The sequence below is a fragment of the Streptomyces tamarix genome, assembly GCF_032423885.1.
Classification (GTDB): domain Bacteria; phylum Actinomycetota; class Actinomycetes; order Streptomycetales; family Streptomycetaceae; genus Streptomyces; species Streptomyces tamarix.
The window spans coordinates 435,009-461,528 of the sequence record NZ_JAWCTQ010000001.1; the positions used below are offsets into that span (position 1 = coordinate 435,009).

General features: G+C 72.9%; 27 protein-coding genes. 12 read left to right on the forward strand and 15 right to left on the reverse strand.

Annotated features, from left to right (window positions below; all coding sequences use genetic code 11):
* Positions 1 to 77: 77 nt before the first annotated feature.
* Entirely contained in the window at positions 78 to 1,352 is a 1,275-nt protein-coding gene (locus RND61_RS01930) for a L,D-transpeptidase (protein WP_315875841.1), read from the forward strand.
* A 296-nt stretch (positions 1,353 to 1,648) separates the two neighbouring features.
* Here RND61_RS01930 and RND61_RS01935 read toward each other — a convergent pair whose 3' ends face one another.
* On the reverse strand, positions 1,649 to 2,542 hold the full coding sequence (locus RND61_RS01935; RefSeq protein WP_315875842.1) for a helix-turn-helix domain-containing protein: 894 nt from the start codon (positions 2,540 to 2,542) through the stop codon (positions 1,649 to 1,651).
* A gap of 127 nt (positions 2,543 to 2,669) precedes the next feature.
* Between RND61_RS01935 and RND61_RS01940 the strand changes: the two genes are divergently transcribed.
* Positions 2,670 to 3,713, forward strand: coding sequence for an NAD(P)-dependent alcohol dehydrogenase (locus RND61_RS01940; RefSeq protein WP_315875843.1), 1,044 nt, complete (start codon positions 2,670 to 2,672; stop codon positions 3,711 to 3,713).
* Positions 3,714 to 4,066: 353 nt separating this feature from the next.
* On the opposite strand, the gene RND61_RS01945 is transcribed toward RND61_RS01940, so the two are convergent.
* The 3 genes from RND61_RS01945 to RND61_RS01950 all read right to left on the reverse strand — a co-directional run bounded on the left by RND61_RS01945 (position 4,067) and on the right by RND61_RS01950 (position 5,051).
* A complete protein-coding gene (locus RND61_RS01945) occupies positions 4,067 to 4,408 on the reverse strand; it encodes a hypothetical protein (protein WP_315875844.1) in 342 nt (113 codons plus the stop codon).
* A complete protein-coding gene (locus tag RND61_RS32590; protein ID WP_391652681.1) occupies positions 4,302 to 4,622 on the reverse strand; it encodes a UTRA domain-containing protein in 321 nt (106 codons plus the stop codon). Before RND61_RS32590 ends, RND61_RS01945 begins: the two co-directional genes overlap by 107 nt.
* 189 nt (positions 4,623 to 4,811) lie before the next feature.
* On the reverse strand, positions 4,812 to 5,051 hold the full coding sequence (locus RND61_RS01950) for a hypothetical protein (RefSeq protein WP_315875845.1): 240 nt from the start codon (positions 5,049 to 5,051) through the stop codon (positions 4,812 to 4,814).
* A 117-nt stretch (positions 5,052 to 5,168) separates the two neighbouring features.
* Between RND61_RS01950 and RND61_RS01955 the strand changes: the two genes are divergently transcribed.
* Both RND61_RS01955 and RND61_RS01960 read left to right on the forward strand, forming a co-directional pair.
* A complete protein-coding gene (locus RND61_RS01955) occupies positions 5,169 to 5,912 on the forward strand; it encodes a helix-turn-helix transcriptional regulator (RefSeq protein ID WP_315875846.1) in 744 nt (247 codons plus the stop codon).
* Between the two features lie 3 nt (positions 5,913 to 5,915).
* Positions 5,916 to 6,386, forward strand: a complete 471-nt coding sequence (locus RND61_RS01960) for an NUDIX domain-containing protein (RefSeq protein WP_315875847.1) — start codon at positions 5,916 to 5,918, stop codon at positions 6,384 to 6,386.
* 69 nt (positions 6,387 to 6,455) lie between these two features.
* On the opposite strand, the gene msrA is transcribed toward RND61_RS01960, so the two are convergent.
* The 4 genes from msrA to RND61_RS01980 form a co-directional block, all read right to left on the reverse strand.
* Complete coding sequence (msrA, locus tag RND61_RS01965) at positions 6,456 to 7,121, reverse strand: peptide-methionine (S)-S-oxide reductase MsrA (RefSeq protein ID WP_315875848.1); 666 nt, start codon at positions 7,119 to 7,121, stop codon at positions 6,456 to 6,458.
* Between the two features lie 607 nt (positions 7,122 to 7,728).
* Positions 7,729 to 8,856, reverse strand: a complete 1,128-nt coding sequence (locus tag RND61_RS01970) for a hypothetical protein (RefSeq protein WP_315875849.1) — start codon at positions 8,854 to 8,856, stop codon at positions 7,729 to 7,731.
* Positions 8,857 to 9,162: 306 nt separating this feature from the next.
* Entirely contained in the window at positions 9,163 to 10,755 is a 1,593-nt protein-coding gene (locus RND61_RS01975) for a M48 family metallopeptidase (RefSeq protein WP_315875850.1), read from the reverse strand.
* Between the two features lie 171 nt (positions 10,756 to 10,926).
* The gene (locus RND61_RS01980; protein ID WP_315875885.1) at positions 10,927 to 12,033 is read right to left on the reverse strand and encodes a hypothetical protein; all 1,107 of its coding nucleotides are present in this window, start codon (positions 12,031 to 12,033) and stop codon (positions 10,927 to 10,929) included.
* A 67-nt stretch (positions 12,034 to 12,100) separates the two neighbouring features.
* Between RND61_RS01980 and RND61_RS01985 the strand changes: the two genes are divergently transcribed.
* Positions 12,101 to 13,255 carry a cystathionine gamma-synthase gene (locus tag RND61_RS01985; RefSeq protein ID WP_315875851.1) on the forward strand — a complete coding sequence of 385 codons (1,155 nt, stop codon included), beginning with the start codon at positions 12,101 to 12,103 and terminating at the stop codon, positions 13,253 to 13,255.
* A 7-nt stretch (positions 13,256 to 13,262) separates the two neighbouring features.
* Here RND61_RS01985 and RND61_RS01990 read toward each other — a convergent pair whose 3' ends face one another.
* From RND61_RS01990 to RND61_RS02000, 3 genes are all read right to left on the reverse strand, one after another.
* Positions 13,263 to 13,520: a hypothetical protein gene (locus RND61_RS01990; RefSeq protein ID WP_315875852.1), complete on the reverse strand. Its 258-nt coding sequence runs from the start codon at positions 13,518 to 13,520 to the stop codon at positions 13,263 to 13,265.
* Positions 13,517 to 13,981 (reverse strand): sigma factor-like helix-turn-helix DNA-binding protein, encoded by a 465-nt coding sequence (locus RND61_RS01995; RefSeq protein ID WP_315875853.1) that lies wholly within the window; start codon positions 13,979 to 13,981, stop codon positions 13,517 to 13,519. Before RND61_RS01995 ends, RND61_RS01990 begins: the two co-directional genes overlap by 4 nt.
* A 69-nt stretch (positions 13,982 to 14,050) precedes the next feature.
* The gene (locus RND61_RS02000; RefSeq protein ID WP_315875854.1) at positions 14,051 to 14,563 is read right to left on the reverse strand and encodes a MarR family winged helix-turn-helix transcriptional regulator; all 513 of its coding nucleotides are present in this window, start codon (positions 14,561 to 14,563) and stop codon (positions 14,051 to 14,053) included.
* A gap of 122 nt (positions 14,564 to 14,685) precedes the next feature.
* Between RND61_RS02000 and ilvA the strand changes: the two genes are divergently transcribed.
* The 3 genes from ilvA (at position 14,686) to RND61_RS02015 (ending at position 17,954) form a co-directional block, all read left to right on the forward strand.
* Positions 14,686 to 15,915 (forward strand): threonine ammonia-lyase, encoded by a 1,230-nt coding sequence (gene ilvA, locus RND61_RS02005; RefSeq protein WP_315875855.1) that lies wholly within the window; start codon positions 14,686 to 14,688, stop codon positions 15,913 to 15,915.
* 189 nt (positions 15,916 to 16,104) lie between these two features.
* Positions 16,105 to 17,109 (forward strand): ATP-binding cassette domain-containing protein, encoded by a 1,005-nt coding sequence (locus RND61_RS02010; RefSeq protein WP_315875856.1) that lies wholly within the window; start codon positions 16,105 to 16,107, stop codon positions 17,107 to 17,109.
* Positions 17,106 to 17,954, forward strand: a complete 849-nt coding sequence (locus RND61_RS02015; protein WP_315875857.1) for an ABC transporter permease — start codon at positions 17,106 to 17,108, stop codon at positions 17,952 to 17,954. Before RND61_RS02010 ends, RND61_RS02015 begins: the two co-directional genes overlap by 4 nt.
* 96 nt (positions 17,955 to 18,050) lie before the next feature.
* On the opposite strand, the gene greA is transcribed toward RND61_RS02015, so the two are convergent.
* Entirely contained in the window at positions 18,051 to 18,548 is a 498-nt protein-coding gene (gene greA / locus RND61_RS02020; RefSeq protein WP_315875858.1) for a transcription elongation factor GreA, read from the reverse strand.
* 180 nt (positions 18,549 to 18,728) lie between these two features.
* Positions 18,729 to 19,130 carry a DUF4307 domain-containing protein gene (locus RND61_RS02025; RefSeq protein WP_315875859.1) on the reverse strand — a complete coding sequence of 134 codons (402 nt, stop codon included), beginning with the start codon at positions 19,128 to 19,130 and terminating at the stop codon, positions 18,729 to 18,731.
* A 97-nt stretch (positions 19,131 to 19,227) separates the two neighbouring features.
* On the opposite strand from RND61_RS02025, the gene mca reads away from it, so the two are divergent.
* Together mca and RND61_RS02035 are read left to right on the forward strand one after the other, a co-directional pair.
* The gene (mca, locus tag RND61_RS02030; protein WP_315875860.1) at positions 19,228 to 20,109 is read left to right on the forward strand and encodes a mycothiol conjugate amidase Mca; all 882 of its coding nucleotides are present in this window, start codon (positions 19,228 to 19,230) and stop codon (positions 20,107 to 20,109) included.
* The gene (locus RND61_RS02035; RefSeq protein ID WP_315875861.1) at positions 20,102 to 20,338 is read left to right on the forward strand and encodes a hypothetical protein; all 237 of its coding nucleotides are present in this window, start codon (positions 20,102 to 20,104) and stop codon (positions 20,336 to 20,338) included. The genes mca and RND61_RS02035 overlap by 8 nt, the downstream gene beginning before the upstream one ends.
* Before the next feature lie 428 nt (positions 20,339 to 20,766).
* On the opposite strand, the gene RND61_RS02040 is transcribed toward RND61_RS02035, so the two are convergent.
* Positions 20,767 to 21,333, reverse strand: coding sequence for a Uma2 family endonuclease (locus RND61_RS02040; protein WP_315875862.1), 567 nt, complete (start codon positions 21,331 to 21,333; stop codon positions 20,767 to 20,769).
* 229 nt (positions 21,334 to 21,562) lie between these two features.
* Here RND61_RS02040 and RND61_RS02045 point away from each other — a divergent pair, with 229 nt between their 5' ends.
* Positions 21,563 to 23,593 (forward strand): thioredoxin domain-containing protein, encoded by a 2,031-nt coding sequence (locus tag RND61_RS02045; protein WP_315875863.1) that lies wholly within the window; start codon positions 21,563 to 21,565, stop codon positions 23,591 to 23,593.
* A gap of 73 nt (positions 23,594 to 23,666) precedes the next feature.
* Here RND61_RS02045 and trhA read toward each other — a convergent pair whose 3' ends face one another.
* Positions 23,667 to 24,362: a PAQR family membrane homeostasis protein TrhA gene (trhA, locus tag RND61_RS02050; protein ID WP_315875864.1), complete on the reverse strand. Its 696-nt coding sequence runs from the start codon at positions 24,360 to 24,362 to the stop codon at positions 23,667 to 23,669.
* A 198-nt stretch (positions 24,363 to 24,560) separates the two neighbouring features.
* Between trhA and RND61_RS02055 the strand changes: the two genes are divergently transcribed.
* Complete coding sequence (locus RND61_RS02055) at positions 24,561 to 26,384, forward strand: phosphoenolpyruvate carboxykinase (GTP) (RefSeq protein ID WP_315875865.1); 1,824 nt, start codon at positions 24,561 to 24,563, stop codon at positions 26,382 to 26,384.
* Positions 26,385 to 26,520: the final 136 nt, after the last annotated feature.

A 26,520-nucleotide genomic window follows, 5' to 3' on the forward strand; every position in this document is an offset into this window, starting at 1 on the left:
CCACACCCCGCACCGAAGTGGAACCGGAAGGGGTGTTATGGGTGTTCTGGGGAAGTGTTGACAGGGAATCCGCGACGATGGAGAAGCGTGTGATGACGGACGGTAAGCGGCGCAGAGGTCTGATGACCGCGTCCGCACTGCTCAGTGGTGTGCTGGTGCTCACGGGCTGCGACAGCGGCGACGAGGCCGGTGCCGCCAGCGGCAGCAGTGAGAGTCCGAACAGCTCGCAGGCCCAGGTCGACGAGGCCGCGGCGCAGAAGACCTCGCAGGCCCGAATATCGATCACCCCGAAGAACGGCGCGATCAACGCGTCGATCAACAACGACGCCAAGGTCACGGTCGCCGAGGGCACGCTCACCTCGGTCACGATGACCTCTCCCGAGGGCACGGAGGTCAAGGGCGAGATCTCCGCGGACGGCAAGAGCTGGCAGCCGTCCGAGCAGTTGGAGCGCGCGACCACCTACAAGATCGCCGCGACGGCGAAGGACTCCGAGGGTCGCGAGGCCCACGAGAACTCGTCCTTCACGACGGTTTCCCCGGCCAACAGCTTCATCGGCAACTTCACGCCCGAGGACGGCTCGACCGTCGGCGTCGGCATGCCGGTGTCGATCAACTTCAACAAGCCGATCAGCGACCGGAAGGCCGTCCAGGCGGGCATCGAGGTGTCCTCCTCCAGCGGCCAGGAGGTCGTCGGGCACTGGTTCAACGCCCAGCGCATCGACTTCCGGCCCGAGCAGTACTGGGCCGAGGGCTCCACGGTCACGCTGAAGCTGAAGCTCGACGGGGTCGAGGGCGCGGACGGCGTCTTCGGCGTCCAGCAGAAGACCGTCACGTTCAAGGTCGGCCGCAACCAGGTCTCGACCGTCGACGTCGCCACGAAGACCATGAAGGTCCAGCAGGACGGCAAGACGATCAGGACGATCCCGATCTCCGCCGGCTCCCCGGAGAACCCGACCTACAACGGTCAGATGGTGATCTCCGAGAAGTTCAAGGAGACCCGGATGAACGGCGCGACCGTCGGGTTCACCGACGACGACGGCAAGGGCGAGTACGACATCAAGGACGTCCCGCACGCCATGCGGCTGTCCACGTCCGGGACGTTCATCCACGGCAACTACTGGGGCGCCGACTCCGTCTTCGGCAACGCCAACACCAGCCACGGCTGCGTGGGCCTCAACGACGTCAAGGGCGCCGGCGACCCCAACCAGCCCGCCGCCTGGTTCTACGACAACTCGCTGATCGGCGACGTGGTCATCGTCAAGAACTCCAAGGACAAGACCATCAAGCCGGACAACGGCCTCAACGGCTGGAACATGAGCTGGGCCGACTGGAAGGCCGGCTCGGCCCTCTGACCCGCCGGTCTCCGACCCGCCGGTCCGCCGGCCGACCGGTCCACCGGCACCGTACGACGAAGGCGGCGGCGCTCCCTCGCGGGGCGCCGCCGCCTTCGCCGTGCCGGCCTTCCGCGCCGTGCCCGCCCTCCGTGCAGTGCCGTGCCGGCCTTCGCGCCGTACCCGCCCTCCACGCCGTACCGCCGCGGCCCGCGGCGCCGCGTCGGAGCGGGCCCGACGAGCCGCGCGCCCTTCCCCATCACCTGTCCCTGCCCGCCACCCGCCACCCACCGGGCACACGGCGGAACGCGCGGGGCTCAGGGCTCCCCGGCGACGGAGGTCCCGGCCGTGCCCGACGGGGCGTCGGCGGCGTCCGGGCCCCAGTTCGCGAGGAGGCGCAGCGCCTCGGCGGCGGGGGAGCCGGGCTCCGCCGCGTACGTGACGAGGCTCTGGTCGTGGTCGTCGGCCAGCTTCAGCGTCTCGTACGACAGGGTCAGCTCGCCGACCAGCGGGTGCCGCAGCCGCTTCGCGCCGTGGCCCTTGTCCTGGACGGTGTGGGCCGCCCACAGCGACCGGAACTCGGGGCTGCGCACCGACAGGTCCCCCACGAGCGTCGCCAGCCGGGGGTCGTCGGCCGAGCAGCCCGCGTACATCCGCAGGACGCTCACCACCTCCGTCGCCTTCGCCTCCCAGTCGACGTACAGGTCGCGGGCGGCGGGCGACAGGAAGACGTGCCGGGCCATGTTCCGCTCCTCCGGCTCCAGCGCGGCGAAGTCCCCGAACAGGGCCCGCGCCAGCCGGTTCCAGGCGAGGATGTCCAGCCGCTGGCCCAGCACGAGCGCCGGCACCGACTCCATGGAGTCCAGCAGGTGCAGCACGGCCGGCCGCACGGTCTGCCGGCGGAAGCCGCGGGGCCGCTTGCGCTTCTTGTCCGCGGGCTTCGCCAGGTGCAGCAGGTGGTCGCGCTCGGCGTCGTTCAGGCGCAGGGCGCGCGCGATGGAGTCGAGGACCTCGACGGAGACGTTCTGCCCGTTCCCCTGCTCCAGGCGCGTGTAGTACGCCACCGAGACGCCCGCCAGCAGCGCCAGCTCCTCCCGGCGCAGCCCCGGCACCCGCCGCAGCCGCCCCACGTGGGGCAGCCCGACGTCCTCCGGTCGCAGCCGGGCCCGCCGGCCGCGGAGGAACTCGCTCAGTTCGGCACGCTGGTCCATGCCCCCAGTATCCCGGCCGCCGGTGACGGGCAGCGGGGCGTCCCTGTCCCCACCGGTGGTAGGAACAGCGGTCGTACGAACGACAGGGGGCTGGGTGGAGCCGCGGGTGGCAGGCAGGATCCCCACCATGACCATGAACGTTCCCGCATACGCGACCCTCGCCGCCAAGGCCCCGCTGGAGCGCACCACCGTGCCGCGCCGCGCGGTGGGTGCGCACGACGTCCTCATAGAGATCAAGTACGCGGGCATCTGCCACTCCGACATCCACCAGGCCCACGACGGCTGGGGCGAGGGCATCCACCCGATGGTGCCCGGACACGAGATCGCCGGCGTGGTGGCCGAGACCGGCGCGTCGGTGACCCGGTTCCAGGTCGGCGACCGGGTCGGCGTCGGTTGCTTCGTCGACTCCTGCCGGGAGTGCGCGTACTGCCGCCAGGGCCAGGAGCAGTACTGCACGCGCGGCATGACCGGCACGTACAACGACCGCGACAAGAACGGCGACCCCACCTACGGTGGCTACTCGACGCACATCGTCGTCGACGAGGACTACACCCTCCGCATCCCCGACGCGCTGTCGCTGGACACGGCCGCGCCCCTGCTGTGCGCGGGCATCACCCTGTACTCGCCGCTCGCCCGCTGGAAGGCGGGGCCCGGCAAGAAGGTCGCCGTCGTCGGCCTGGGCGGCCTCGGCCACATGGGCGTGAAGATCGCCCACGCGATGGGCGCCGAGGTGACGGTGCTCAGCCAGTCCCTCCGCAAGGAGGCGGACGGCCGCAAGCTGGGCGCCGACCACTTCCACGCGACGAGCGACCCGGCGACGTTCCAGGAGCTCGCCGGCACCTTCGACCTGATCGTGTCGACCGTCTCCGCCCCGCTCGACCTCGGCGCCTACCTGGGCCTGCTGAAGACGGACGGCGCGCTGGTGAACGTGGGCGCCCCCGAGGAGCCCGTCTCGCTCAACCTCTTCTCCCTCATCAACGGCCGCAAGACCCTCGCCGGCTCGATGATCGGCGGCATCGCCGAGACGCAGGAGATGCTCGACTTCTGCGCGGAGCACGGGCTGGGCGCGGAGATCGAGGTGATCCGCGCGGACCAGATCAACGAGGCGTACGAGCGCGTCCTCGCGAGCGACGTCCGCTACCGCTTCGTGATCGACGCGTCGACGATCTGACGGGCCGCGGGCACGGCCCGGTGATCGCGGCTCCGGATCCGGCGGGCGGCCGTACGGGAGGGCCGTGCGGACGGCCCGGGAGACCGACCCGTTCCGTGCCGGGGCGCGTCGCCCACCAGGAGGGACAGGAGACGTCCGTGTCCGCGTATGCCAGGGGGCGACCCGCGCCCCGCCGAGATCCCGCACGATGAGGTTCTCACGCACATCGAGCGGGTCCAGGGAACCCTGGACCCGCTCGGCTGCCGCTCCCTCGCGCACGGCGCCCCGGAGCGGGAGGCGCGGGAGGGCGAGCGGTCGGGCCCCCGACGGTCATCTTCGGCAGGTGCCGGGGGCTGGTGGCGCAGGCGCGTGCCTCACCGCCTGAAGGGCGCCGGTGGTACGGGGCCTTCGCCGGTGTGGCTCCCCACGTCCGGCACGGACAGGCGGTGGCCGCGACTTTCTGCCACGCACAGTGCCTGACGCAAGGCTTCTGCGAGGTCTGTCGACAGGGTGCGCAGGTCCACCGGGGCGACCTCCGTGCGGCTGAGCACCTCGGAGGCGTGGTCCAGGACCTCGGCAGCCAAGTCGAGACAGGTCGCTTCGAGGCCGTCAGCCAGACGGGACAGGCGGCTGTGGCTGCCGTCGGTGCTCAGGAAGCACGGTTTTCCCTCGGGGCCGGACCAGGGGAGGAACCGCAGTTCGCCGTGGTGCGTCATCCGTCCGTCTCCCTTCCCCCGGCTGTGGGACGGGTGGTGAAGACCACGTCAGCGCTGGGAGCGCGGCCTCGGTGACGCGCCCCGTGGTGTCGAGGGCAACGCTGGTGATCGAGGGGACCGCCTGTGCCGGACCGATGCGGAGGGCTGTCGCTTCCTCCGGGGCGGGGAGACGAGCAGAGGCCGTCTCTCGGATCTTCGTCCAGCCCGCCCCCAGACCGCCGGGTTAGGACGACGAGTCGAGTCGTGCGGCCGGCGCGAGGTCGCGGGGGACGTGGACGCGGGCCGGGCTCCGGGGCGTCCGGCCCCCGTAGGTGATGCGGTGGAACCCGGTCAGAAGGCCGTTTCGAGCGCGGAGCGTTGCGTGGTGCCGTCGTCGACGTGGCGCGGCGGAGGACCGAGCGCGTCACGGCATGTTCCTGCCGTACGAGATCCTGCTGCGGGCGTTGGTCTCGGCCAGCCGCACCTTCAACCGGTCCTCCGGGGTGACGGGCCGCACGTGGTCCGGGTCCGCGTTCCACTCCACCCCGTCACCGAGCGATCTGAGCTGCACGTGCGGGCCGAGGCGATCCACCACCCGGCCCACCCGGCCCGTTCGTTCGTCCAACGCCACCGTGCCCGCGTCGAGGGCTTCCTCATCACTCATGCAGCAAGGATCACGCCGGTACCACGGACGTGGGTACCTCCACCAAAACCCATTTGGGGACGTCCCGGTGTTGATAGAACGTCCCTGGTTACGTCCCCGCGACCAGGGAGAGACCCAGTGCAGAACGAGCGTTTACGAGCCGCCATGGCGGCCGGTGGATGGACCTGCGCCGCCCTCGCGGCGAAGGTGGAGGTGGACCCCAAATCCGTCGAGCGATGGGTCAACCTCGCCCGCGTCCCGCGCCGTGCGACGGCGATGCTCGCTGCCGAAGCCCTGGGAGAAGACGTGCACGCACTGTGGCCGGCCCTGCGCCAGGCCCGCAGCGCACGGGCCGTGAGCCCCGAACTGATGGCTCTGTACGACCAGCGCGCGGACGTTCCCGTATCCGTGATCACGGACATGCTCGCCCAGGCCCGCGAGCGCATCGACGTGCTGGTCTACGCGGCCGTCTTCCTGCACGAGGCGTACCCCCGCCTCAACGACCTGCTACGGGAACGAGCAGCCGAGGGGTGCGGGGTGCGCGTCGCCATCGGCGACGCCGACAGCGAGAACGTCCGGCAGCGCGGCCGGGAGGAGAAGTTCGGTCACGGCATCGAGTCCCGCTGCCGACTCGCGCTCATGCACTACCGGCCCCTGGCCGGAGCGCCGGGCATCGAGATCCGCACGCACGGCACCACGCTTTACAACTCCCTCTACCGAGCGGACGACCAGATGCTGGTCAACACCCACGTGTGGGGGCTCAACGCCTATCGGGCACCCGTGTGGCACTTGCACCGCCACGAGAACGGCAAGATCTTCGACGCCTACGCGCAGAGCTTCGACGCCGTCTGGGCAACGGCGACACCGGTACGGGAAGAGTGACCCGTGGCACGGACCGAGTACTACGACGACCCCGACGCGCCCGCACCCAACAGCCTGATCGTCGCCGCCTCCGCCGTCGTGACCGACGAGGAAGGCCGCGTCCTGCTCCAGCGCCGTCGCGACAACGGTCTGTGGGCCCTGCCCGGAGGCGGTATGGAGATGACCGACTCCCTGCCGGGCACGGCCGTGCGCGAGGTGAAGGAGGAGACCGGACTGGACGTGGAGATCACCGGTCTCATCGGTACCTACACCGACCCCCGCCACGTCATCGCCTACAGCGACGGCGAGGTCCGGCGGCAGTTCAACGTCTGCTTCACCGCCCGCGTCACCGGAGGCGAACTGGTGATCTCGGACGAGTCCACCGAACTGCGGTTCGTCCCGCCGGAAGAGATCGACTCCCTGCCCATGCACCACACCCAGCGCCTCAGGCTCCGGCACTTCCTGGAGCGCCGGGACCGGCCGTACCTCGGCTGACCTGCCGGGGGGACGACGATGCCCCGGTCCTGCGCGAACAGGCCGGGGCATCGTGACGACACGCCGGGCTCAGCCCTCCGCCGGGGCCACGCCGACCGGGCAGGAGACGCCCGTGCCGCCGATGCCGCAGTAGCCGGCCGGGTTCTTGTCCAGGTACTGCTGGTGGTACGGCTCCGCCGGGTAGAAGGGGCGGTCGTCGGCGGGCAGCAGTTCCGTGGTGATCGTCCCGTAGCCGGAGGACGTCAGGACCCGCTGGTAGGCGTCGCGGGACGCCCGTGCCGTCGCCGCCTGGGCGGGGGAGTGGGTGTAGACCGCCGAGCGGTACTGGGTGCCCACGTCGTTGCCCTGGCGGTAGCCCTGGGTGGGGTCGTGGGCCTCCCAGAAGACCTTCAGCAGCGTCTCGTACGAGACCTCGTTCGGGTCGTGGACCACGCGGACGACCTCCGTGTGGCCCGTCAGGCCCGAGCAGACCTCCTCGTACGACGGGTTCGGCGTGTAACCGCCCTGGTAGCCGACGAGCGTGGTCCACACGCCCGGCGTCTGCCAGAACTTGCGCTCGGCGCCCCAGAAGCAGCCCAGCCCGAAGTCCGCCACCTCCAGGCCCTCCGGGTAGGGACCGAGCAGGGGCGTGCCGAGGACCGTGTGCCGGTCCGGGACGGTGAACTCCGGCTCGGGGCGGCCCTTGAGCGCCTGCTCGCGGGTGGGCATCTCGGGGGTACGGCGGTACAGGAACATGACGCGTCTCCTCCATGGCGGTCGCCCCGACTGCAACGCCCCGGCGCCGCGGGGGATTCCCCGGCGTCCCCGCCGCGCCCCGCGCACCGCAGGGTCCCGCCAGGGGCAGCACACCGCGCCCGGGCCGGCGTAGCGCGACCACGGGAAGGCGCCCGCGTACCCGTCGACCGGCCGGAACCGCTCCCGCGTCGCCTCGGACCGGCCCTGCCGGGTCAGGAAGTACGCCGGCAGGTGCCGCACCCCCGCCGTGTCCGGGTGGCCGGGCGGGCGGCCTCCCCCGCGTCCGGCCATGCCCCGTCGTCCTCGGCGGCGGCTTCGCCCGGCGGGTGCGCGTACCGGGTCCGCCGCTGCCGGTCGCGCCGCTCCCGCGCGGCGGCCGGCCCCCGGTCGCCGTGCGCCGACGCGGCGGCCGGGGCCCGCTCCAGCTCGGGGGCGGGCCCGGAGACCGTCGTGTTCCGCCGCGACGCGGGCAGCGGGCCGAGCGCCGCCGCCTCGCGGGCCGCGGCGGCCGATTCCCGCTTCGGCGGTCACCCCGTGACCCGCCGGTACGCGGCGGGGCCCACCGCGACCGCCGCGGCGACCACGGGCACACGGACGGCCTCCACGCTCACGGGATGGCCTCCCCGGCGGCCGCGTTGACCGCCGACTCGTCGCGCATCCGGCAGAACTCGCCCGCCGGGTCGCCCCGGTACCGCCACGGCAGGGCGCCCACGTACCCGTCGACGAGCCGGAACTGCTCCAGCGCGGGCTCCCACCGCTCCTGGAGGTACAGGTAGTAGGCGAGCAGGTGCCGGACCTCCGCCAGCCGCGGGTGGTCCGGGTCGGCGGCGGCCGCGTCGGCGAGGGCGGCGTCCACGGCCGCGTACATCTCCGGCGTGCGGTCCACGTCCGCCGAGTCGGACTCGTCGTGCTCGAAGTGCGCGATCAGCGGGAACGCCGTCATCAGCGTGCCGGGGGGCGCCTCGGCCGCCGCCTTCACCGCGAACGCCCGCGCCAGCTCCTGCGAGCCGTGCCACTTGCCGCACCAGTACTGGAGTGCCGAGAAGTGCGCCTCGTAGTGGTGCGGGGCGCGGCTGGTGATGTCGTCCCAGATGCGGTGCATCTCCTCGTGCGGGTAGCCCAGGCCGATCGCCGTCCAGATCTCGCCCACGTACGGGGACGGGTCGCCCGGCACGGCCAGCTCCGCCGCCCGCGCGTGCTCGTGCCGGGTGCGGGCCAGCGTGCGGTGGAAGCCCTCGAACTGCTCCGACGTCGTGTGCGCGGCGCGCTTCGACCCGCGCACCTTCCACGCCAGGAACACCGAGCTGCGCGCCCGCAGCAGCGCCGCGCCCGGATCGTCGGGGCGGGCCGCCTCCCAGGCCGACAGCCACGCGTCGTCCTCGGCGGCCACGTCGGCCAGCTTCTCGACGTACGCCGTGCGCCGCTCCCAGTCGCGGGTCGCGGCGGTCTCGTCGAGCAGGGCGGCGGCCGGCGCCCAGTCGCCCGCGCGGGCGGCGGCGACGGCCACGGTCATCGCCCGGGGCTGCGGCGCGGACAGCTCGGTGTGCTGCCGCTCGGCCGGCAGCAGGCCGAGCGCGGCGACGCGTTCGGCGGCCTTCGCCGCGGCCTCCTCGGCTTCGGGGTCGGAGCGCCATCCCTCGATGGCGCCCTCGACGATCGCCTTCAGGAAGTACACGCCGGCCGCCAGGACGAGGAGGACGACGGGGGTCAGGACGACCCAGAGCAGGATCTTCACGGATGTGGCCTCGGGGGTGTCGGGCGTCGGCCGCGGCCGGCGGCCTCGGGGTGGATGCGCGCCCCGGGATTCGGGGTGCGCCCGGGGGCGGGTGTGGTCTCGGGGGCGGGTGCGCGTGCGCGGCTGGAGGCGGGCGTGGCCTCGGGGGCGGGTGCGAGTCCGGGGACGGGTATGTGACTGGGGGCGGGGGCGTGCCCCGGGGACGGACGCGCGCCACGGGGAAGGGAGCCGTACCCCGGGACGGGTCCTGGAGCGGGCGCACGCCCCGGGGGACGGGAGCGGGGGCCGGCGAAGGCCCCCGGCGGGTCAGGCGGCGGCCAGCAGCCGGCGCAGCGGCGCGGTGTCGGGGCGGTCGGCGACCGCGGCGTCGAGCGCGGCCGGCAGCTCGTCCTCGTAGCCGGGGGGCGTACGCAGCGACGCCGACTCCGACCAGGACAGCTCCCAGCGGGCCGCGCCCCGGGCGATCAGCTCGCCGGCGACCATCCGGGCCAGGCCCCGGCGCAGCACCGGGCGGGCGAACTCGCGGGCCGCGCGGCCCTGCGCCGCCGCGGCCCGCTCCGACTTGGGCAGCCGGTCGGCGACCTCCCAGCCGACCCCCAGGTCCAGCGCGTTGAGCAGCGCACCGAGCGAGCCGTCGCCGCCGGTCACCTCGGCGGTGGCGCTCCGCAGCGGCTCCGCCTCCTCGGCGAAGTGCGCGGTCATCGAGGCGTGCACCAGCTCCGGCCAGTCGACGCGGCGCAGCCGCAGCGCCTCCGGGGTGAGCGCCGCGTGCTCGACGGCGACCAGCGCCGTACCGGGATCGGCGAGCAGGCCCAGCGCGGGTCCCGCGGGCTCGGACGCGCGGCCGTCGTCGGGCAGGGCCTCCAGGCGGGCGACGCGCTCGGCGATCGGCGGGTGGGAGTCGTACGGGGAGGCGGGCTCGGTCGGCAGTTCGCGGCGCAGCTCCGCCAGTTCGCCGGCGCGCGCGGCCAGCAGGTGCCGGATGCCGCCGAACACCTCACCGGGCGGCGGCAGCAGGCCCGCGCCGACGCCGAGGGTCGCGTACGAGCTCATGTAGAAGTCGTGCGCGGAGTCCAGGACGGGGACCTCGCGCAGCGCCGACGCGGTGGCGTCACGGCCCGCGACGCGGGCGGCGGCCAGGTCGGCGGCGAGCTCCTGGCGGCGGGAACCGGCGAGGGTGGCCCGCAGGTAGAAGTGGCCGTACGCCCGGTAGACCTTCGCCATGGCGCGGTACGTGAGGCCGACGCCGGTCGTGTCGACCTCCTTGGCCTTCTTGCCCTTGGCGAGCTTCTTCTCGTTCTTCTTCTCCTGCTTGGCCCGCTCCTTGGCGACCTTGCTCCCGGCCCGCTCCTCGAAGTGGGCGATGGTCCGGGCGACCTGGACGCGGCCCCGGACGGTGATCGCGGCGAGGCGGGTGTCGGCGTTGCCGTAGTGGCCCATCTCGTGGGCGAGCACGGCGCGCAGCTGGGCCTCGCTCAGGCCCGTCATCAGCGGCAGGCCCAGGTGGAGCCGGCGCGTGCCGCCGAGCAGGCCGAGGAACCGGGCCTCCTCGCTGACGGAGGCGTTCATGTCGGCGGTCAGCCGGATCTCGTCGGGCGCGCGGGTGCCGACCTGCGCGGCCAGCTCCCGCACGGCCTGCCACAGGCGGGGTTCTTGGTCGTCGGTGACGAGGACGCCGTACGCGCCGTCGTCCTTCGGGGTGCGCAGCATGAACATGCCCCGCACGATCGGTACGGCGAGCAGCGCGCCGACGACGTACAGCTTCACGGCGAGGCCGCTGGGCGCCCAGAGCGCCGCGGCCCAGCCGGCGCCGGCCAGGACGGCGAGCATGGCGAAGCCCAGCAGGTAGAAACCGGAGAGCAGGAGCAGGGCGCGCAGCGCGCGCACGGAAGCGCCCATCGGGCAGAGTCCCCCCACGGGATGGAAAGAGGCATGACGAAGAGGCGTGGGGGGAAGCGGAGTATCACCCACCGGCGGGGCGAATCGCAACTGTGTTCCACCGGGGCCGTTCCGCCTCCGGGCGCCCCTCCGGCGCCGCGAGCGCCCGGGGAGGCGGAACGGTCCGGGAGATCAGTGCGGCAGGGTCGCCGGGCTGCCGCCGTTCGCCTCGTACCCGGCCACCGCCAGCGCCCGGTACACCGCGTACTCCGCCGCCGGGTCCTCGCTCATCGTCCACGGCAGCGCCCCGACGTGCCCGTCCACGTGCACGATCTGGTGCATGGCCTCGCTCCAGCGCTGCGCGCCCACCAGGAAGTGGACCAGCAGGTGGCGCACGTGCGCCAGCATCGGGTCGTCCGGGCGGGCCGAGTGCACCGCGTACAGCGCGCCCTCCACCGCCCGCGACACGACCTGCGTCCCGTAGAAGTCCCGCACCAGCGTCAGGTCGGGCAGGTGCTCCCACACCGCGAACAGCGGCAGCGCGGCCAGCAGCGAGCCCTGCGGGGCGCGGGCGGCGGCGGACTGGGCGAACCGGTCGGCGTCCGCGCGGGAGCCGTGCCACTTCTCGCACCAGTAGTGCAGGGCCGCGATGTGCGCCCCCATGTGCTGCGGGTTCCGGTCGATGACCTTCGCCCACACCTGGTCGAACTGCTCGTGCGAGTACCCCAGGCCACGCGCGACGGCCAGCTCGACGATGTACGGCACGGGGTCGCCCGGGGCCAGCAGCGCGGCCTGCCCGCACACGGTCCGGGCCTCCTCCAGGATGATCCGGAACTCGTCGGTGCCGACCTCCGCCGTCCGCCACGCCTGCTGCACCAGGAACTCGGCGTGCACGGCCGCGCCGCCCGCGTCCTTCGGCGCCTCGGCCCGCCACGCCCGCAGCCAGGCGCCGCCGGCACCCGGCCGCTGCGCCAGCTCCAGCGACGCGGCGCCCGCGAACGCCTGTACCCGCTGCCAGCGCACCTCGCCCTCCTTGGGCGTACCGGCCAGCAACTGCGACGCGGCCCGCCAGTCCTGGGTGCGCTGCACGACGTCGAGGACCTCCACCAGGTCCTGGTCCGGGCCGGGCATGCGGACGTCGAGCAGTTCCTGCCGCACGAAGCCGTAGGCGAGCGGGTCGGCGGCGTCCGGCGCGCCGGGCTCGACCAGGCGGATGCCGCCGGAGCGGCGCCGCAGCAGCCAGGGCGCGACGACCGCGGCGATCAGGCCGACGGCGAACAGGAACCAGAGAATCTCCACCATGTGCCCATTGTCCCGGACGCCCGCCGCAAGGCGCCGGGCGCGTCCGCCGCACTACGCTCGCCCCATGAGCGACGAGCACACCCACCAGAACTTCGAGACCCGCGCCATCCACGCGGGCAACACCGCCGACCCGCTGACCGGCGCGGTCGTCCCGCCCATCTACCAGGTCTCCACCTACAAGCAGGACGGGGTCGGCGGCCTGCGCGGCGGCTACGAGTACAGCCGCAGCGCCAACCCGACCCGTACGGCGCTGGAGGAGAACCTCGCCGCGCTGGAGGGCGGTCGCCGCGGCCTGGCGTTCGCGTCGGGGCTCGCCGCCGAGGACTGCCTGCTGCGCGCCCTGCTCGCCCCCGGCGACCACGTGGTGATCCCCAACGACGCGTACGGCGGCACGTTCCGGCTGTTCGCGAAGGTCGTCTCGCGCTGGGGCGTCGAGTGGTCGGTCGCCGACACGTCGGACCCGGCGGCGGTGCGGGCCGCGCTCACCGACCGCACCAAGGCGATCTGGGTCGAGACCCCGTCGAACCCGCTGCTCGGCATCACCGACATCGCGGCCCTCGCGGAGGTGGCCCGCGGGGCCGGCGTGAAGCTGGTCGTCGACAACACCTTCGCCTCGCCGTACCTCCAGCAGCCGCTGGCGCTCGGCGCGGACGTCGTCGTGCACTCGCTCACCAAGTACATGGGCGGCCACTCCGACGTGGTGGGCGGCGCGCTCGTGACGGCGGACGAGGCGCTCGGCGAGGAGCTCGCGTACCACCAGAACGCGATGGGCGCGGTGGCCGGGCCGTTCGACTCGTGGATCGTGCTGCGCGGCATCAAGACCCTCGCCGTCCGCATGGACCGGCACGGCGAGAACGCCGCGCGCGTGGCGGAGATGCTGACCCGGCACCCGAAGGTGACGCAGGTCCTCTACCCGGGCCTGCCGGAGCACCCGGGCCACGAGATCGCCGCCAAGCAGATGCGCGGCTTCGGCGGCATGGTGTCGTTCCGCGTCGCGGGCGGCGAGGCGGCGGCCGTCGCGGTCTGCGACCGGGCGAAGCTGTTCACGCTGGGCGAGTCGCTGGGCGGCGTCGAGTCGCTGATCGAGCACCCGGGCCGGATGACGCACGCCAGCGCGGCCGGTTCGGCGCTGGAGGTCCCGGCGGACCTGGTGCGCCTGTCCGTCGGCATCGAGAACGTCGACGACCTCATCGCGGACCTGCGCCAGGCACTGGGCTGACCGGCGCTCACCACGGTTCGAGCGGCGGCGTCGTCCGCAGGGGCGGCGCCGTCCACGGCTCCGCGGCGCACGCCCACACGGCGAACGCCACGGCCGCGGCGGCCAGCAGCAGCCACAGCGCCCGCCGCCACAGCCGCCGGCGGCGCCGGACGCGCCCGCCGTGGGCCAGGGCGCGGGCCAGCAGGTCCGGCGGCACGGACGGGCGGGCCGCCCCGGCGAGCAGCCGGCGGACCTCCTGCTCCTTGCGGTCACCGGTGGCGCTCATGCCGCCGCCCCGCCCGGTGTCCCCGCCTCGCCCGGTGCGCCCGGTGCGCTGCGCAGGGTCCCCACGCCGCGCCGGCACAGTTCCCGCACGCGTTCCCCGGTCAGCCCCATCAGCGCGGCGACCTGCTCGTCGTACAGCCCCTCGTACAGCCGGAGCACCACGGCGAGCCGTTCCCGCGGGGTGAGCCGGGACAGCGGGCCGCCGCGCCCCCGGCGGAACCGCCGGGCCGCGCGCGCGAACCCCACGGCCAGCTCGCGGCGCGCGTACGCGTACGGGTCCTCGCCGCGCAGCCGGTCCCAGTGGGCGTACGTCGTGCCGAGCGCGGCCGTCAGCAGCCGCTGGGCGTGCGGGTTGGCGCCGGGCGGCTGCGCGGGCTCGCCCGTCAGGAGCGTCGCCACGTGCAGCAGCCGGCCCGCCGTCCCCGCCACGAACGCGGCGAACCCGGAGTCCTCTGCGGCCACGTCCTCATCTGAGGGCAGCAGCGGTGCCCGGTCAAGGGCCGTGCGCGGAGCCGCCGGCCCGACCGCGCGTCAGGCGGGGCCGCCCGGCTCCGGGTCGGCGGGCTGGAGGCCGAGCTGACGGACGGAGAGCGCCGAGTTGAAGCGGGTGAGCAGGGTGCAGAACGCCTCCCGCTCGTCGGCCGTCCACCCCTCCGTCACCCGCGCCATCAGGTCGCGGCGGGAACTGCGCACCTCCTCCAGGCGGGCCTGGCCGCGCGGCGACAGCTGGAGCACGACGGCGCGGCCGTCCTCCGGGTGCGAAGTCCGCTTCACCAGGCCGGTGTCGACGAGCGGCGCGACCTGGCGGGTCACCGTGGACGAGTCGATGCCCATCCCGGCCGCCAGCGCCTTCACGCCCATCGGGCCCTCCTGGTCGAGCCGGTTGAGCAGCAGGTACGCGGCCCGGTCCATCGAGTTGCGGAGCTGACCGGTTCCGCCGAGGCGGGTCTGCTCGGCCCGCCGGGCGAAGACGGCCACCTGGTGCTGGAGGGCATCGAGGAGACCGGTTTCAAGATCAGTCGTCATGTCCTGTGAAGTGGGCATGGCTGGGGCTCTCTCGTGCGGCGGTCGGTTTTGGTGGGGGAAAGAGTACGCGGAGTGCCGCGTGTCCGTACCGGCGCTGCGCAAACGAGATGGACTACTTCCCGAGCTGCGAGACTGCTGCCATGAGCTTCCGCACCACTCACCCCGCGCGGCACGTCATGCTCGACGACGTGCGGGGCGCCCAGAAGATGCTGACCGGGGTCGCGCGGATGACCGCGCTGGAGGGCAGCAGGCACCTGTCGGGGCTGGTCGGCGCCCCCGTCCACCTCAAGTGCGAGAACCTGCAGCGGACCGGCTCGTTCAAGCTGCGCGGCGCGTACGTGCGGATCTCCGGGCTGCGGCCCGAGGAGCGGGTGGCCGGCGTGGTCGCCGCCTCCGCCGGGAACCACGCGCAGGGCGTCGCGCTGGCCTCGTCGCTGCTGGGGGTGCGCTCCACGGTGTTCATGCCGGTCGGCGCCCCGCTGCCGAAGGTCGCCGCGACCCGCGAGTACGGCGCCGACGTGCGGCTGCGCGGGCAGGTCGTCGATGAGACGCTGGCGGCGGCGCAGAGCTACGCGCGCGACACGGGCGCGGTGTTCATCCACCCCTTCGACCACCCGGACGTCATCGCGGGGCAGGGCACGGTCGGGCTGGAGATCCTGGAGCAGTGCCCGGAGGTGCGGACGGTCGTCGTCGGCATGGGCGGCGGGGGCCTCGCGGCGGGCGTCGGCGTCGCGGTGAAGGCGCTGCGGCCCGACGTGAGGGTGATCGGCGTCCAGGCGCGGGCCGCCGCCGCGTACCCGGGGTCGCTGGCGGCGGGCCGGCCCGTGGCGGTGGAGTGCGGGCCCACGATGGCGGACGGGATCACGGTCGGCCGGCCGGGCGACGTGCCGTTCGGGATCGTCCAGGAGGTCGTCGACGAGGTCCGCACGGTGTCGGAGGACGCCCTGTCGTCGGCGCTGCTGCTGTGCCTGGAGCGGGCCAAGCTGGTCGTCGAGCCGGCCGGGGCGAGCCCGGTCGCGGCGCTGCTGTCGGACCCCGGGTCGTTCGAGGGGCCGGTGGTGGCCGTGCTGTCGGGCGGCAACATCGACCCGCTGGTCCTCCAGCGGGTGCTGCGGCACGGCATGGCCGCGGCCGGCCGCTACCTGAGCCTGCGGCTGCGCCTGCCGGACCGGCCGGGCGCGCTGGCGAACCTGCTGGGCGTGCTGACGGTGGCCGACGCCAACGTCCTGGACGTGGGCCACGTCCGCACCGACCCGCGGCTGGGGCTGACGGAGGTCGAGGTGGAACTGCACCTGGAGACGAAGGGCCCGGAGCACTGCGCGGCGGTGCAGCACGCGCTCCAGGAGGCCGGCTACACGGTCCTGGGCTGAACCGCCGCCCCGCCGGGGGGTGTTCGGGCGCGACCCGCTCCGCACGAAGGGCGACCGTGCCTTGCGAGACGCGATATATCGCGTTACTGTGTGGGCTGGATCATACGCTCACCGGGCCGCCGGAGCGCGGCATCCCCACACTGGGAGTGAGCCGAACCACACCAAGACGCCCATCACGGGAGCAATCACATGCCAGGCGCCATTCACGCGGAAGGTCTGGTGAAGACCTTCGGCGACGTACGAGCACTGGACGGCGTGGACCTCGACGTCCCCGAAGGCACCGTCCTGGGGCTCCTCGGCCCGAACGGCGCCGGGAAGACCACCACGGTGCGCGTGCTCACCACGCTGCTGCGTCCGGACGGCGGCCGGGCGGTCGTCGCGGGGATCGACGTCCTCAAGCACCCCAACGAGGTGCGCCGCGCCATCGGGCTCTCCGGCCAGTTCGCCGCCGTCGACGAGTACCTCACGGGCCGCGAGAACCTCCACATGGTCGGCCGGCTCTACCAGATGTCCGGCAGGGCGGCGAAGGCCCGCGCGGCCGAACTGCTGGAGCGCTTCGGCCTCGCCGACGCCGCCGACCGCCCCGCCAAGACGTACTCCGGCGGCATGCGGCGCCGCCTCGACCTGGCCGCCGCGCTCGTCGTCTCCCCGCCCGTGATGTTCATGGACGAGCCGACGACCGGCCTCGACCCGCGCAACCGCCAGGCCCTGTGGGAGGTCATCCAGGAACTCGTCGCGGGCGGCACGACGCTGCTGCTCACCACGCAGTACCTGGAGGAGGCCGACCACCTCGCCCACGAGATCTGCGTCGTCGACCACGGCCGGGTCATCGCCCGCGGCACGGCCGACCAGCTCAAGGCCCGCACCGGCGGCGAGCGCGTCGAGGTCGTCGTGCGCGCGCCGGGCGGGATCGCTGCCGGCCGCGAGGTGCTCGCCGGGTTCGGCCGGGGCGGCTCCGTCACCGTCGAGGAGCACACGCGCAAGCTCACCGTGCCCGTCACCGGCGGCGCCAAGCTGCTCGCCGAGGTCATCCGCGAGCTGGACGCCCGGGGCGTCGAGATCGACGACATCGGCCTGCGCCGCCCCACCCTCGACGACGTGTTCATCTCCCTCACCGGCCACGCCGCCGAGCGGCAGGACGACCCCGACGCGTCCGCCGCCCCCGCCGCCCCCCGCAAGGAGCCCGTGAAGTGACCGCCGCCACCGACACCCCGCGGCTCGCCGCGCCCCGCCCGCGCGGCGGCGTCGTCCAGTCGCTCACCGACTCCCTGGTGATCGCCCGGCGGAACCTGATCCGCATGACCCGCATCCCCGAGATGGTCATCTTCGGGCTCATCCAGCCGATCATGTTCGTCGTGCTGTTCAGCTACGTCTTCGGCGGATCCATGAACATCGGCGGCTCCACCGACCCCTCGGTGTACCGCAACTTCCTCATGGCCGGCATCTTCGCCCAGACCGTCACGTTCGCCACGGCCGGCTCGGGCGCGGGCATCGCGGACGACATGCACAAGGGCCTGATCGACCGGTTCCGGTCGCTGCCCATGGCGCGCGGCGCCGTCCTCACCGGAAGGACCCTCGCCGACCTCGTCCAGACGGCGCTGACCGTCGTCGTCCTCGCGGTCGTCGCGCTGCTCGTCGGCTGGCGCGTCCACGCGGGCGTGCCGAAGGCGCTGGCCGCGTTCGCGTTGCTGCTCCTGCTGGGCTACGCGTTCTCCTGGATCGGCGCCCTGATCGGCCTGTCCGTACGCACCCCGGAGGCCGCCACGTCCGGCGGGCTCATCTGGCTCTTTCCCGTCACGTTCGTCTCGAACGCGTTCGTGGACGCGAGCCGCATGACGCCCTGGCTGCGGCACATCGCCGAGTGGAACCCGTTCAGCGCGACCGTCCAGGCGTGCCGCGAGCTGTTCGGCAACCCGGGGGTGTCCCCGTCGGACGCCTGGCCCATGCAGCACCCCGTGTGGGCCTCGGTCATCTGGTCGCTGCTGATCATCGCCGTCTTCCGCACGCTGGCCGTCCGCAAGTACCGCTCGGCCACCTGACCGCGGCCCGGGGCGCGGCGAAGGGCCGGGCACGGCGAAGGGCCGGGCGGTGCCGCAGGGGCGCCGCCCGGCCCTTCGCCGTGCCGGGGTGCGGGCTCAGCCCTGGTACGGCTTGGCGTCCAGGATGCGGACCGACGCCGTCTTGCCGTTCGGCAGCTCGTACTCCGCGTCCTCACCGACCTTCTTGCCGTTCACGCCCGAGCCGAGCGGCGACTGCGGGGAGTACGTCTCGATGTCGGAGCTCGCGTACTCGCGGGAGGCCAGCAGGAAGGTCAGGGTGTCGTCCTCGTCACCGTCGAAGGCGATCGTCACGACCATGCCGGGGGCGACCACACCCGTCGCGGCGGGAGCCTCGCCGACCTTCGCGTGCTCCAGGAGCTGGGTGAGCTGGCGGACCCGCAGCTCCTGCTTGCCCTGCTCCTCCTTGGCGGCGTGGTACCCGCCGTTCTCGCGCAGGTCCCCCTCCTCGCGCGCCGCCGCGATCTTCGCGGCGATCTCGGCTCGCGCGGGACCAGACAGGTACTCCAGCTCGGCCTTGAGCTGGTTGTACGCCTCCTGGGTGAGCCAGGTGACGTTGTCGCTGGTCTGGGTCACAGGTGCTCCTCGTCGGTGCTGGGTATACAAAGCATCGCCCTACCAGAAGCATGCGGCCTTACCGGGAGGGCGAAACCACGAGCCTAACAATTACGTGCCCGAAGGGGGAGGACGAATGTCACGGACCCGGTGACGCCGCAGGTCGCACGGGGTTCGGCGCGTCGCCGGGGAGGCCGCGCGTCAGTCCGCGACGCAGCCGAGGAGCTGCGCGGCCGTGGCCGACTCCGTCGTGCGGACGGTGATCACCTCGTCGACGCGCGACGCGGCCTGGTCGAAGCGGACCTCCTTGCGGCCCACCTCCGCGCCGCTCTCCGCGAGGGCCCGCACCGTGCAGTACCCCTTCGCGCCGTCCGCCTTGCGCACCTCCAGGTGCACGTCCACGCGGTCCGCCGCCACCACATCGAACTTGATCATCTCGGCGCTGACCTTCTGGCCCGCGACGTAGTCGTAGCCGAACCACCCGACCAGGGCGAGCAGCGCGACGCCCAGCACCGAGCCGACGATCGTGAGCCGCCGGTCCGTGCGCGCCTCGGCGGCGCGGCCGTACCGGCCCTCGGGGAGCCGCTCGCCCGTCACGCCCATGATCGTTCCTCTCGTACGCCGAACGACGGAATATCCCCCGCGCCGATTCCGTCACTATAGAAGCCGAGCGACCTGACCAAATCATTGAGGACCAGTCTTGACTGAGCAGCTGCGACTGATGGCCGTGCACGCCCACCCCGACGACGAGTCGAGCAAGGGCGCGGCGACGATGGCCAAGTACGTGTCCGAGGGGGTGGACGTGCTCGTCGTGACGTGCACGGGCGGCGAGCGCGGCTCCGTCCTCAACCCCAAGCTCCAGGGCGACCCGTACATCGAGGAGAACATCCACGAGGTGCGCCGCAAGGAGATGGACGAGGCCCGGGAGATCCTGGGCGTCCAGCAGGAGTGGCTCGGCTTCGTCGACTCCGGCCTCCCCGAGGGCGACCCGCTGCCGCCGCTGCCGGAGGGCTGCTTCGCGCTGGAGGACGTGGACAAGGCCGCGGGGCGGCTGGTCAAGTCCATCCGCGCGTTCCGCCCGCAGGTGATCACCACCTACGACGAGAACGGCGGGTACCCGCACCCCGACCACATCATGACCCACAAGATCACGATGGTGGCCTTCGAGGGCGCGGCCGACGCCGAGAAGTACCCGGAGTCGGAGTTCGGACCGGTCTGGCAGCCGCTGAAGCTCTACTACAACCAGGGCTTCAACCGCCCGCGCACCCAGGCGCTGCACGACGCGCTGGTCGAGCGCGGCCTGGAGTCGCCCTACGGGGAGTGGCTGAAGCGCTGGCACGAGTTCGAGCGGTCCGAGCGCACGCTCACCACGTACGTCCCGTGCGCCGACTTCTTCGAGACGCGGGACAAGGCGCTGATCGCGCACCGCACGCAGATCGACCCGGACGGCGGCTGGTTCCGCGTCCCGATGGAGGTCCAGAAGGAGATCTGGCCGACGGAGGAGTACGAGCTGGCCAAATCCCTCGTGGACACCACCCTCCCCGAGAGCGACCTCTTCGCGGGCATCCGGGACAATGCCTGACATGAGCGCACACCAGGCACTGACCCAGCTCGTCCCCCTCGCCGCCGAGCTGGACAAGAACAAGGTGACGCCCGGCGTCCTCGGCTTCATCGTCTTCGCCGTCATGGCCGTCGCCGTGTGGGCCCTGATGAAGTCGATGAACCGGCACATGAACCGCGTCGACTTCGAGGAGTCCCCGGAGAAGCCGGGGTCCCCCTCGACCCCGGCCAAGCCGGCCGCCCAGGAGTGACGGCCACGGCGGGGTCCTCGTACCCGGTACGGGAACCCCGCCGCGCCGTGCGCCGTACCGGCCCGACGCCGCCGGTGAGGCCGACTGGCCCGGTGGGGACCGTCGACCGTCGCGTGTCACCGCCGTGCGCGGCCACCCGGGGCGCTGAGGGGTGCGGTGGTCCGGTCGGTGCGGGAGGGTCCTGCGGTCTTGCCCGACCGGTCCGGGGGGAGCGGGGGAGCGCCGTGGCGATCTCGGAGTTGACCGCCCCGGAGCACCACGACCTCGCGACAGGCCGGCCACGATGGAGGGACCTCGCGGGGTTCGGGGGAATGTCCGGCCCGGTGGGCGCGGGGCGGGCCGCGTGTGGAGCCGGCGCCCGCCGGCTCGTCGGGACCGAGCCCGGGTGAGTACGAGGGCAGGCCCGGCGAGACGGTCTTCCGGCGCCGTCAGACGGATCCCAGGTCTACGGTCACGCCGAAGGGTGCGGCGGCCTTGACCACACCAGTGAATACCTCGCCGTCCCGGTAGGCCCTGGTGGCGGGGTCGAGGATGTAGGTGTAGACGAGCGGGACCCCGGTGGCGGCCTGTTCGACCCGCCAGTAGAAGGGAATGCCGGCCTTGGCGTACTGGTCCACCTTCACAATACGGTCGGTGGTTTCCGAGCCGGGCGAGACGACCTCGACGACCAGGAGCACGTGCTCGGGTCGGGTGGGTGTGAGGTCGATGGTTTCCGCCCGGTAGACGATGACGTCCGGACGGCGGTTGGTGAGCGGAACGTCCTGCAGGCGGACGTCGAAGTCCGTGTCGGCGTTCCAGTCCGGACCCGCGGCGGCGTCCAGGGCATTGGCCAGGAGCCGGGCCAGCCGGTTGTGCCGCTTGGAGGCGCTCGGGCTCACGACGACCATCCCGTCCACGATCTCGATGCCGGCGCACTGCTCCTCGGACCAGGAGTCGTACTGCTCCGCGCTGATCTGCGAATGCATCCACGCGGGCGCCACCATCTCGGCGGCCATCGTGTACCTCCTTCGAGGGGCCTCGGCAGGTCCAGCGCTGCTGCGCCCAGCCTACTGTTCCGGGGTGCCGGACCGCCCGACTCGGACGAACGCCGGGAAAAGTTCGACACCGGCCCCGAGGGCGAGGAGCCCCCCGCCACGTGATGGCTCACAAGTGCAATTCGGCCAAGCGAGGCGGGCGCGTGAGGGTTTCGCCGGTCGCGCCAGGTGCTGTGAGAGGCTGGGTCGTATGAACCGGTTGGCTGGTGTGACCTCGCCTTATCTGCTGCAGCACGCTGAGAACCCGGTCGATTGGTGGCCTTGGGAACCGGAGGCGTTCGAGGAAGCGCGACGGCGCGATGTCCCCGTTCTGCTGTCGGTCGGCTACTCTGCGTGCCACTGGTGCCACGTCATGGCGCACGAGTCGTTCGAGGACGAGGCGACCGCCGCGTACCTCAACGAGCACTTCGTCTCCGTCAAGGTCGACCGCGAGGAGCGGCCCGACGTCGACGCCGTGTACATGGAGGCCGTGCAGGCCGCCACCGGGCACGGCGGGTGGCCCATGACCGTGTTCCTCACGCCCGACGCGGAGCCGTTCTACTTCGGTACGTACTTCCCGCCCGCGCCCCGCCACGGCATGCCGTCGTTCCGGCAGGTGCTGGAGGGCGTCGCGGCCGCCTGGCGGGACCGGCGCGACGAGGTGGGCGAGGTCGCCGGGAACATCGTGCGGGAGCTGTCGGGCCGGTCCCTGGCGCTCGGCGGCGACGACGGCGTGCCGGGCGAGTCCGAGCTGGCGCAGGCGCTGCTGGGGCTGACCCGCGAGTACGACGAACGGCACGGCGGCTTCGGCGGGGCGCCCAAGTTCCCGCCGTCGATGACCGTCGAGTTCCTGCTGCGGCACCACGCCCGCACCGGCTCCGAGGGCGCGCTGCAGATGGCCGCCGACACGTGCGAGGCCATGGCGCGCGGCGGCATCTACGACCAGCTCGGCGGGGGCTTCGCCCGGTACTCGGTGGACCGTGAGTGGGTCGTGCCCCACTTCGAGAAGATGCTGTACGACAACGCGCTCCTGTGCCGCGTGTACACGCACCTGTGGCGGGCCACCGGCAGCGACCTGGCCCGGCGGGTCGCCCTGGAGACCGCCGACTTCATGGTGCGCGAGCTGCGCACGCCCGAGGGCGGGTTCGCGTCCGCGCTGGACGCCGACTCCGACGACGGCACGGGGCGGCACGTCGAGGGCGCGTACTACGTGTGGACGCCGAAGCGGCTGCGCGAGGTGCTCGGCGAGGACGACGCCGCGTACGCCGCGCGGTTCTACGGCGTCACCGAGGAGGGCACCTTCGAGGAGGGCGCGTCCGTGCTCCAGATGCCGCAGGGCGCCGGGGTCGTGGACGCCGAGCGGCTCGACCGGATCCGGCGGCGGCTCCTCGCGGCGCGGGACGAGCGGGCCAGGCCGGGCCGCGACGACAAGGTCGTCGCCGCGTGGAACGGCCTCGCCGTCGCCGCGCTCGCCGAGACCGGTGCCTGCTTCGACCGTCCCGACCTGGTCGAGCGCGCCACGGAGGCCGCCGACCTGCTCGTCCGCGTGCACCTCGACGAGGGCGGGCGGCTGGCCCGGACGTCGAAGGACGGCCGGACCGGGGCGAACGCCGGCGTGCTGGAGGACTACGGCGACGTGGCGGAGGGCTTCCTCGCGCTGGCCGCGGTCACCGGCGAGGGCGTCTGGCTGGAGTTCGCGGGCCTCCTGCTCGACATCGTGCTCGACCGCTTCCAGGGCGAGGGGGGCGCGCTGTACGACACGGCGCACGACGCCGAGCCGCTGATCCGCCGCCCCCAGGACCCCACCGACAACGCGGCGCCCTCCGGCTGGACCGCGGCTGCCGGCGCGCTGCTGTCGTACGCGGCGCACACCGGCTCGGAGGCGCACCGGACCGCCGCGGAACGGGCGCTCGGCGTGGTGAGGGCGCTGGGGCCGCGCGCCCCCCGGTTCATCGGCTGGGGCCTGGCGGTCGCGGAAGCGCTGCTGGACGGCCCGCGCGAGGTGGCGGTCGCCGGTCCGGCGGGCGACGCGGCCACGCGCGCGCTGCACCGGGCGGCGCTGCTCGGTACGGCCCCGGGCGCCGTGGTCGCCGTGGGGGAGCCCGACAGCGACGAGTTCCCGCTGCTGCGTGACCGGCCCCTGGTCGACGGGGGCCCGGCGGCGTACGTCTGCCGCCACTTCACCTGCGACGCCCCGACGACCGACCCGGCGCGGCTGGCGCGGCAACTGGGCGGTCACTGACCCCCGGGCGGACCCCGGCGCGCGGTGTCCTGCGCGCGCCGGGGCCTACGCGCTGGGGCCTACGCGCCGGGGCCTACGCGTGCCGGTACGCCACCAGCGAGATGCCCACGTAGTGGACGACGAACGCGGCGAGCGTCAACGAGTGGAACACCTCGTGGAAGCCGAACCAGCGCGGTGACGGGTTCGGCCGCTTCAGGCCGTACACCACGCCGCCCAGGCTGTAGAGCACGCCGCCGACCACGATGAGGACCAGCACGGCGATGCCGCCCGTCCGCAGGAAGTCCGGCAGGAAGAACACGGCCGCCCAGCCCATGGCGATGTAGCACGGCGTGTACAGCCAGCGCGGCGCGCCGACCCAGAACACGCGGAACGCGATGCCCGCAGCCGCGGCGGCCCAGACGGCCCACAGCAGCACCCGGCCGGTGGAGCCGGGGAGCAGGAGCAGCGTCAGCGGGGTATACGTACCCGCGATGATCAGGAAGATATTGGCGTGGTCCAGGCGCCGCAGCACGGCCGTGGCCCGTGGCCCCCAGTTCCCCCGGTGGTACAGGGCGCTCACGCCGAACAGCAGGCAGGCAGTGAGCACGTAGACGCCGCAGGCCACACGGCCGCGCGCCGAGTCGGCCAGGGCGGTCAGGGCGAGCCCCGCCACCAGCACGGCGGGGAACATCCCGGCGTGCAGCCAGCCGCGCAGTCGCGGCTTCACGGACGTGAGGGGCGAGGTGGCGTCGGCGTCGGCGTCGGTCTGCTCGATCACGGCGGCGGTCATGTCGAAATGCTACCTACGCTCCCGTAGGAGCCGGGACACACGTGGCGATGCTCACGTGAGAGGCCCTCTGGACATATGCGCATTCGCGTCGGATGATCAAATGAGTGCGGTCGGCACCGGATGAGCGCAAACCCACGCAGCGTCCGGGTCGCAGCCCCCACGGGGCAACAACCACAAAACCCTCAACAAGGAGCAACCGTGGCGCGCCGAAACGCGGCTCCCAGCACCGCCCCCACCCAGCACCAGGCCCTCATCACCTGGGTCGACGAAATCGCGTCGATCACGCAGCCGGACCAAGTGGTCTGGTGCGACGGCTCCGAGGCCGAGTACGAGCGCCTGTGCGAGGAGCTCGTGGCCAAGGGCACCTTCAAGAAGCTGGACCCGATCAAGCGCCCCCACTCCTACTACGCCGCGTCCGACCCGACCGACGTGGCGCGCGTCGAGGACCGCACCTTCATCTGCTCCGAGAAGGAGGAGGACGCCGGCCCGACCAACCACTGGAAGGCCCCCGCCGAGATGCGCGAGGTCTTCACCGGTGAGCAGGGCGTCTTCCGCGGCTCGATGCGCGGCCGCACCATGTACGTCGTGCCGTTCTGCATGGGCCCGCTCGGCTCGCCGCTCTCCGCGATCGGCGTCGAAATCACGGACTCCGCGTACGTCGCCGTCTCGATGCGCACGATGACGCGCATGGGCCAGGCCGTCCTGGACGAGCTCGGCGAGGACGGCTTCTTCGTCAAGGCCGTCCACACCCTGGGCGCCCCGCTGGAGCCCGGCCAGGCCGACGTGCCGTGGCCGTGCAACACCACCAAGTACATCTCGCACTTCCCGGAGACCCGCGAGATCTGGTCGTACGGCTCCGGCTACGGCGGCAACGCCCTGCTCGGCAAGAAGTGCTACGCGCTGCGCATCGCGTCCGTCATGGCGCGCGACGAAGGCTGGCTCGCCGAGCACATGCTCATCCTGAAGCTGACCCCGCCGCAGGGCGAGGCCAGGTACGTCGCCGCCGCCTTCCCCTCCGCGTGCGGCAAGACGAACCTCGCGATGCTGGAGCCCACGATCTCCGGCTGGACCGTCGAGACGATCGGCGACGACATCGCCTGGATGCGGTTCGGCGAGGACGGCCGCCTCTACGCGATCAACCCCGAGGCCGGCTTCTTCGGCGTCGCGCCCGGCACCGGCGAGCACACCAACGCCAACGCCATGAAGACCCTGTGGGGCAACGCCGTCTTCACCAACGTCGCGCTCACCGACGACGGAGACGTGTGGTGGGAGGGCATGACCGAGGAGACGCCCGCACACCTCACCGACTGGAAGGGCAACGACTGGACGCCGCAGTCCGGCACCCCGGCCGCCCACCCGAACGCCCGGTTCACCGTGCCCGCCTCCCAGTGCCCGATCATCGCGCCCGAGTGGGAGGACCCCAAGGGCGTGCCGATCTCCGCGATCCTCTTCGGCGGACGCCGCGCCACCGCCGTGCCGCTGGTCACCGAGTCCTTCGACTGGCAGCACGGCGTCTTCCTCGGCGCCAACGTCGCCTCCGAGAAGACCGCCGCCGCCGAGGGCAAGGTCGGCGAACTGCGCCGCGACCCGTTCGCGATGCTGCCGTTCTGCGGCTACAACATGGGCGACTACATGGCCCACTGGATCAAGATCGGGAAGAACGCCGACCCGTCGAAGCTGCCGAAGATCTACTACGTGAACTGGTTCCGCAAGAACGACGCGGGCACGTTCGTCTGGCCGGGCTTCGGCGAGAACAGCCGCGTCCTGAAGTGGATCGTGGAACGCCTGGAAGGCAGGGCCGAAGGCGTCGAGACGCCCATCGGCATCCTGCCGACGCGCGACGCGCTCGACACGGACGGCCTCGACCTCTCCGAGGAGGACCTCGACTTCCTGCTGAAGGTCGACGCGGACGTGTGGCGCGAAGAGGCGGCGCTCATCCCCGAACACCTCAACACCTTCGGCGACCACACCCCGAAGGAACTGTGGGACGAATACCGCGCACTCGTCTCGCGCCTGGGCTGACACAGGCCCCCACCGACCCGCGGCCGAGCCGTACGACAACGCCCTGACCTGTGGAGTCATCCCGGCCGGCCGCGGTTCTTTTCCCCTTTTTTGAGGCTCGTTGCGCCTCCGGGGCGCTGTGAGCGGGTGTCGAGGG

Bases quoted from the DNA above. Each gene is read 5' to 3' on its own strand.
- RND61_RS01930 (WP_315875841.1), top strand. From the start codon at position 78: ATGGAGAAGCGTGTGATGACGGACGGTAAGCGGCGCAGAGGTCTGATG.
- RND61_RS01950 (WP_315875845.1), bottom strand. From the start codon at position 5,051: ATGAGTGATGAGGAAGCCCTCGACGCGGGCACGGTGGCGTTGGACGAA.
- msrA (WP_315875848.1), bottom strand. From the start codon at position 7,121: ATGTTCCTGTACCGCCGTACCCCCGAGATGCCCACCCGCGAGCAGGCG.
- RND61_RS02025 (WP_315875859.1), bottom strand. From the start codon at position 19,130: ATGGGCGTGACGGGCGAGCGGCTCCCCGAGGGCCGGTACGGCCGCGCC.
- RND61_RS01940 (WP_315875843.1), top strand. From the start codon at position 2,670: ATGACCATGAACGTTCCCGCATACGCGACCCTCGCCGCCAAGGCCCCG.
- RND61_RS01975 (WP_315875850.1), bottom strand. From the start codon at position 10,755: ATGGGCGCTTCCGTGCGCGCGCTGCGCGCCCTGCTCCTGCTCTCCGGT.
- RND61_RS01990 (WP_315875852.1), bottom strand. From the start codon at position 13,520: ATGAGCGCCACCGGTGACCGCAAGGAGCAGGAGGTCCGCCGGCTGCTC.
- RND61_RS02045 (WP_315875863.1), top strand. From the start codon at position 21,563: ATGAACCGGTTGGCTGGTGTGACCTCGCCTTATCTGCTGCAGCACGCT.
- RND61_RS02000 (WP_315875854.1), bottom strand. From the start codon at position 14,563: ATGCCCACTTCACAGGACATGACGACTGATCTTGAAACCGGTCTCCTC.
- RND61_RS02040 (WP_315875862.1), bottom strand. From the start codon at position 21,333: ATGGCCGCCGAGATGGTGGCGCCCGCGTGGATGCATTCGCAGATCAGC.
- RND61_RS01935 (WP_315875842.1), bottom strand. From the start codon at position 2,542: ATGGACCAGCGTGCCGAACTGAGCGAGTTCCTCCGCGGCCGGCGGGCC.
- trhA (WP_315875864.1), bottom strand. From the start codon at position 24,362: ATGACCGCCGCCGTGATCGAGCAGACCGACGCCGACGCCGACGCCACC.
- RND61_RS02010 (WP_315875856.1), top strand. From the start codon at position 16,105: ATGCCAGGCGCCATTCACGCGGAAGGTCTGGTGAAGACCTTCGGCGAC.
- RND61_RS01985 (WP_315875851.1), top strand. From the start codon at position 12,101: ATGAGCGACGAGCACACCCACCAGAACTTCGAGACCCGCGCCATCCAC.
- ilvA (WP_315875855.1), top strand. From the start codon at position 14,686: ATGAGCTTCCGCACCACTCACCCCGCGCGGCACGTCATGCTCGACGAC.
- RND61_RS01945 (WP_315875844.1), bottom strand. From the start codon at position 4,408: ATGACGCACCACGGCGAACTGCGGTTCCTCCCCTGGTCCGGCCCCGAG.
- RND61_RS02035 (WP_315875861.1), top strand. From the start codon at position 20,102: ATGCCTGACATGAGCGCACACCAGGCACTGACCCAGCTCGTCCCCCTC.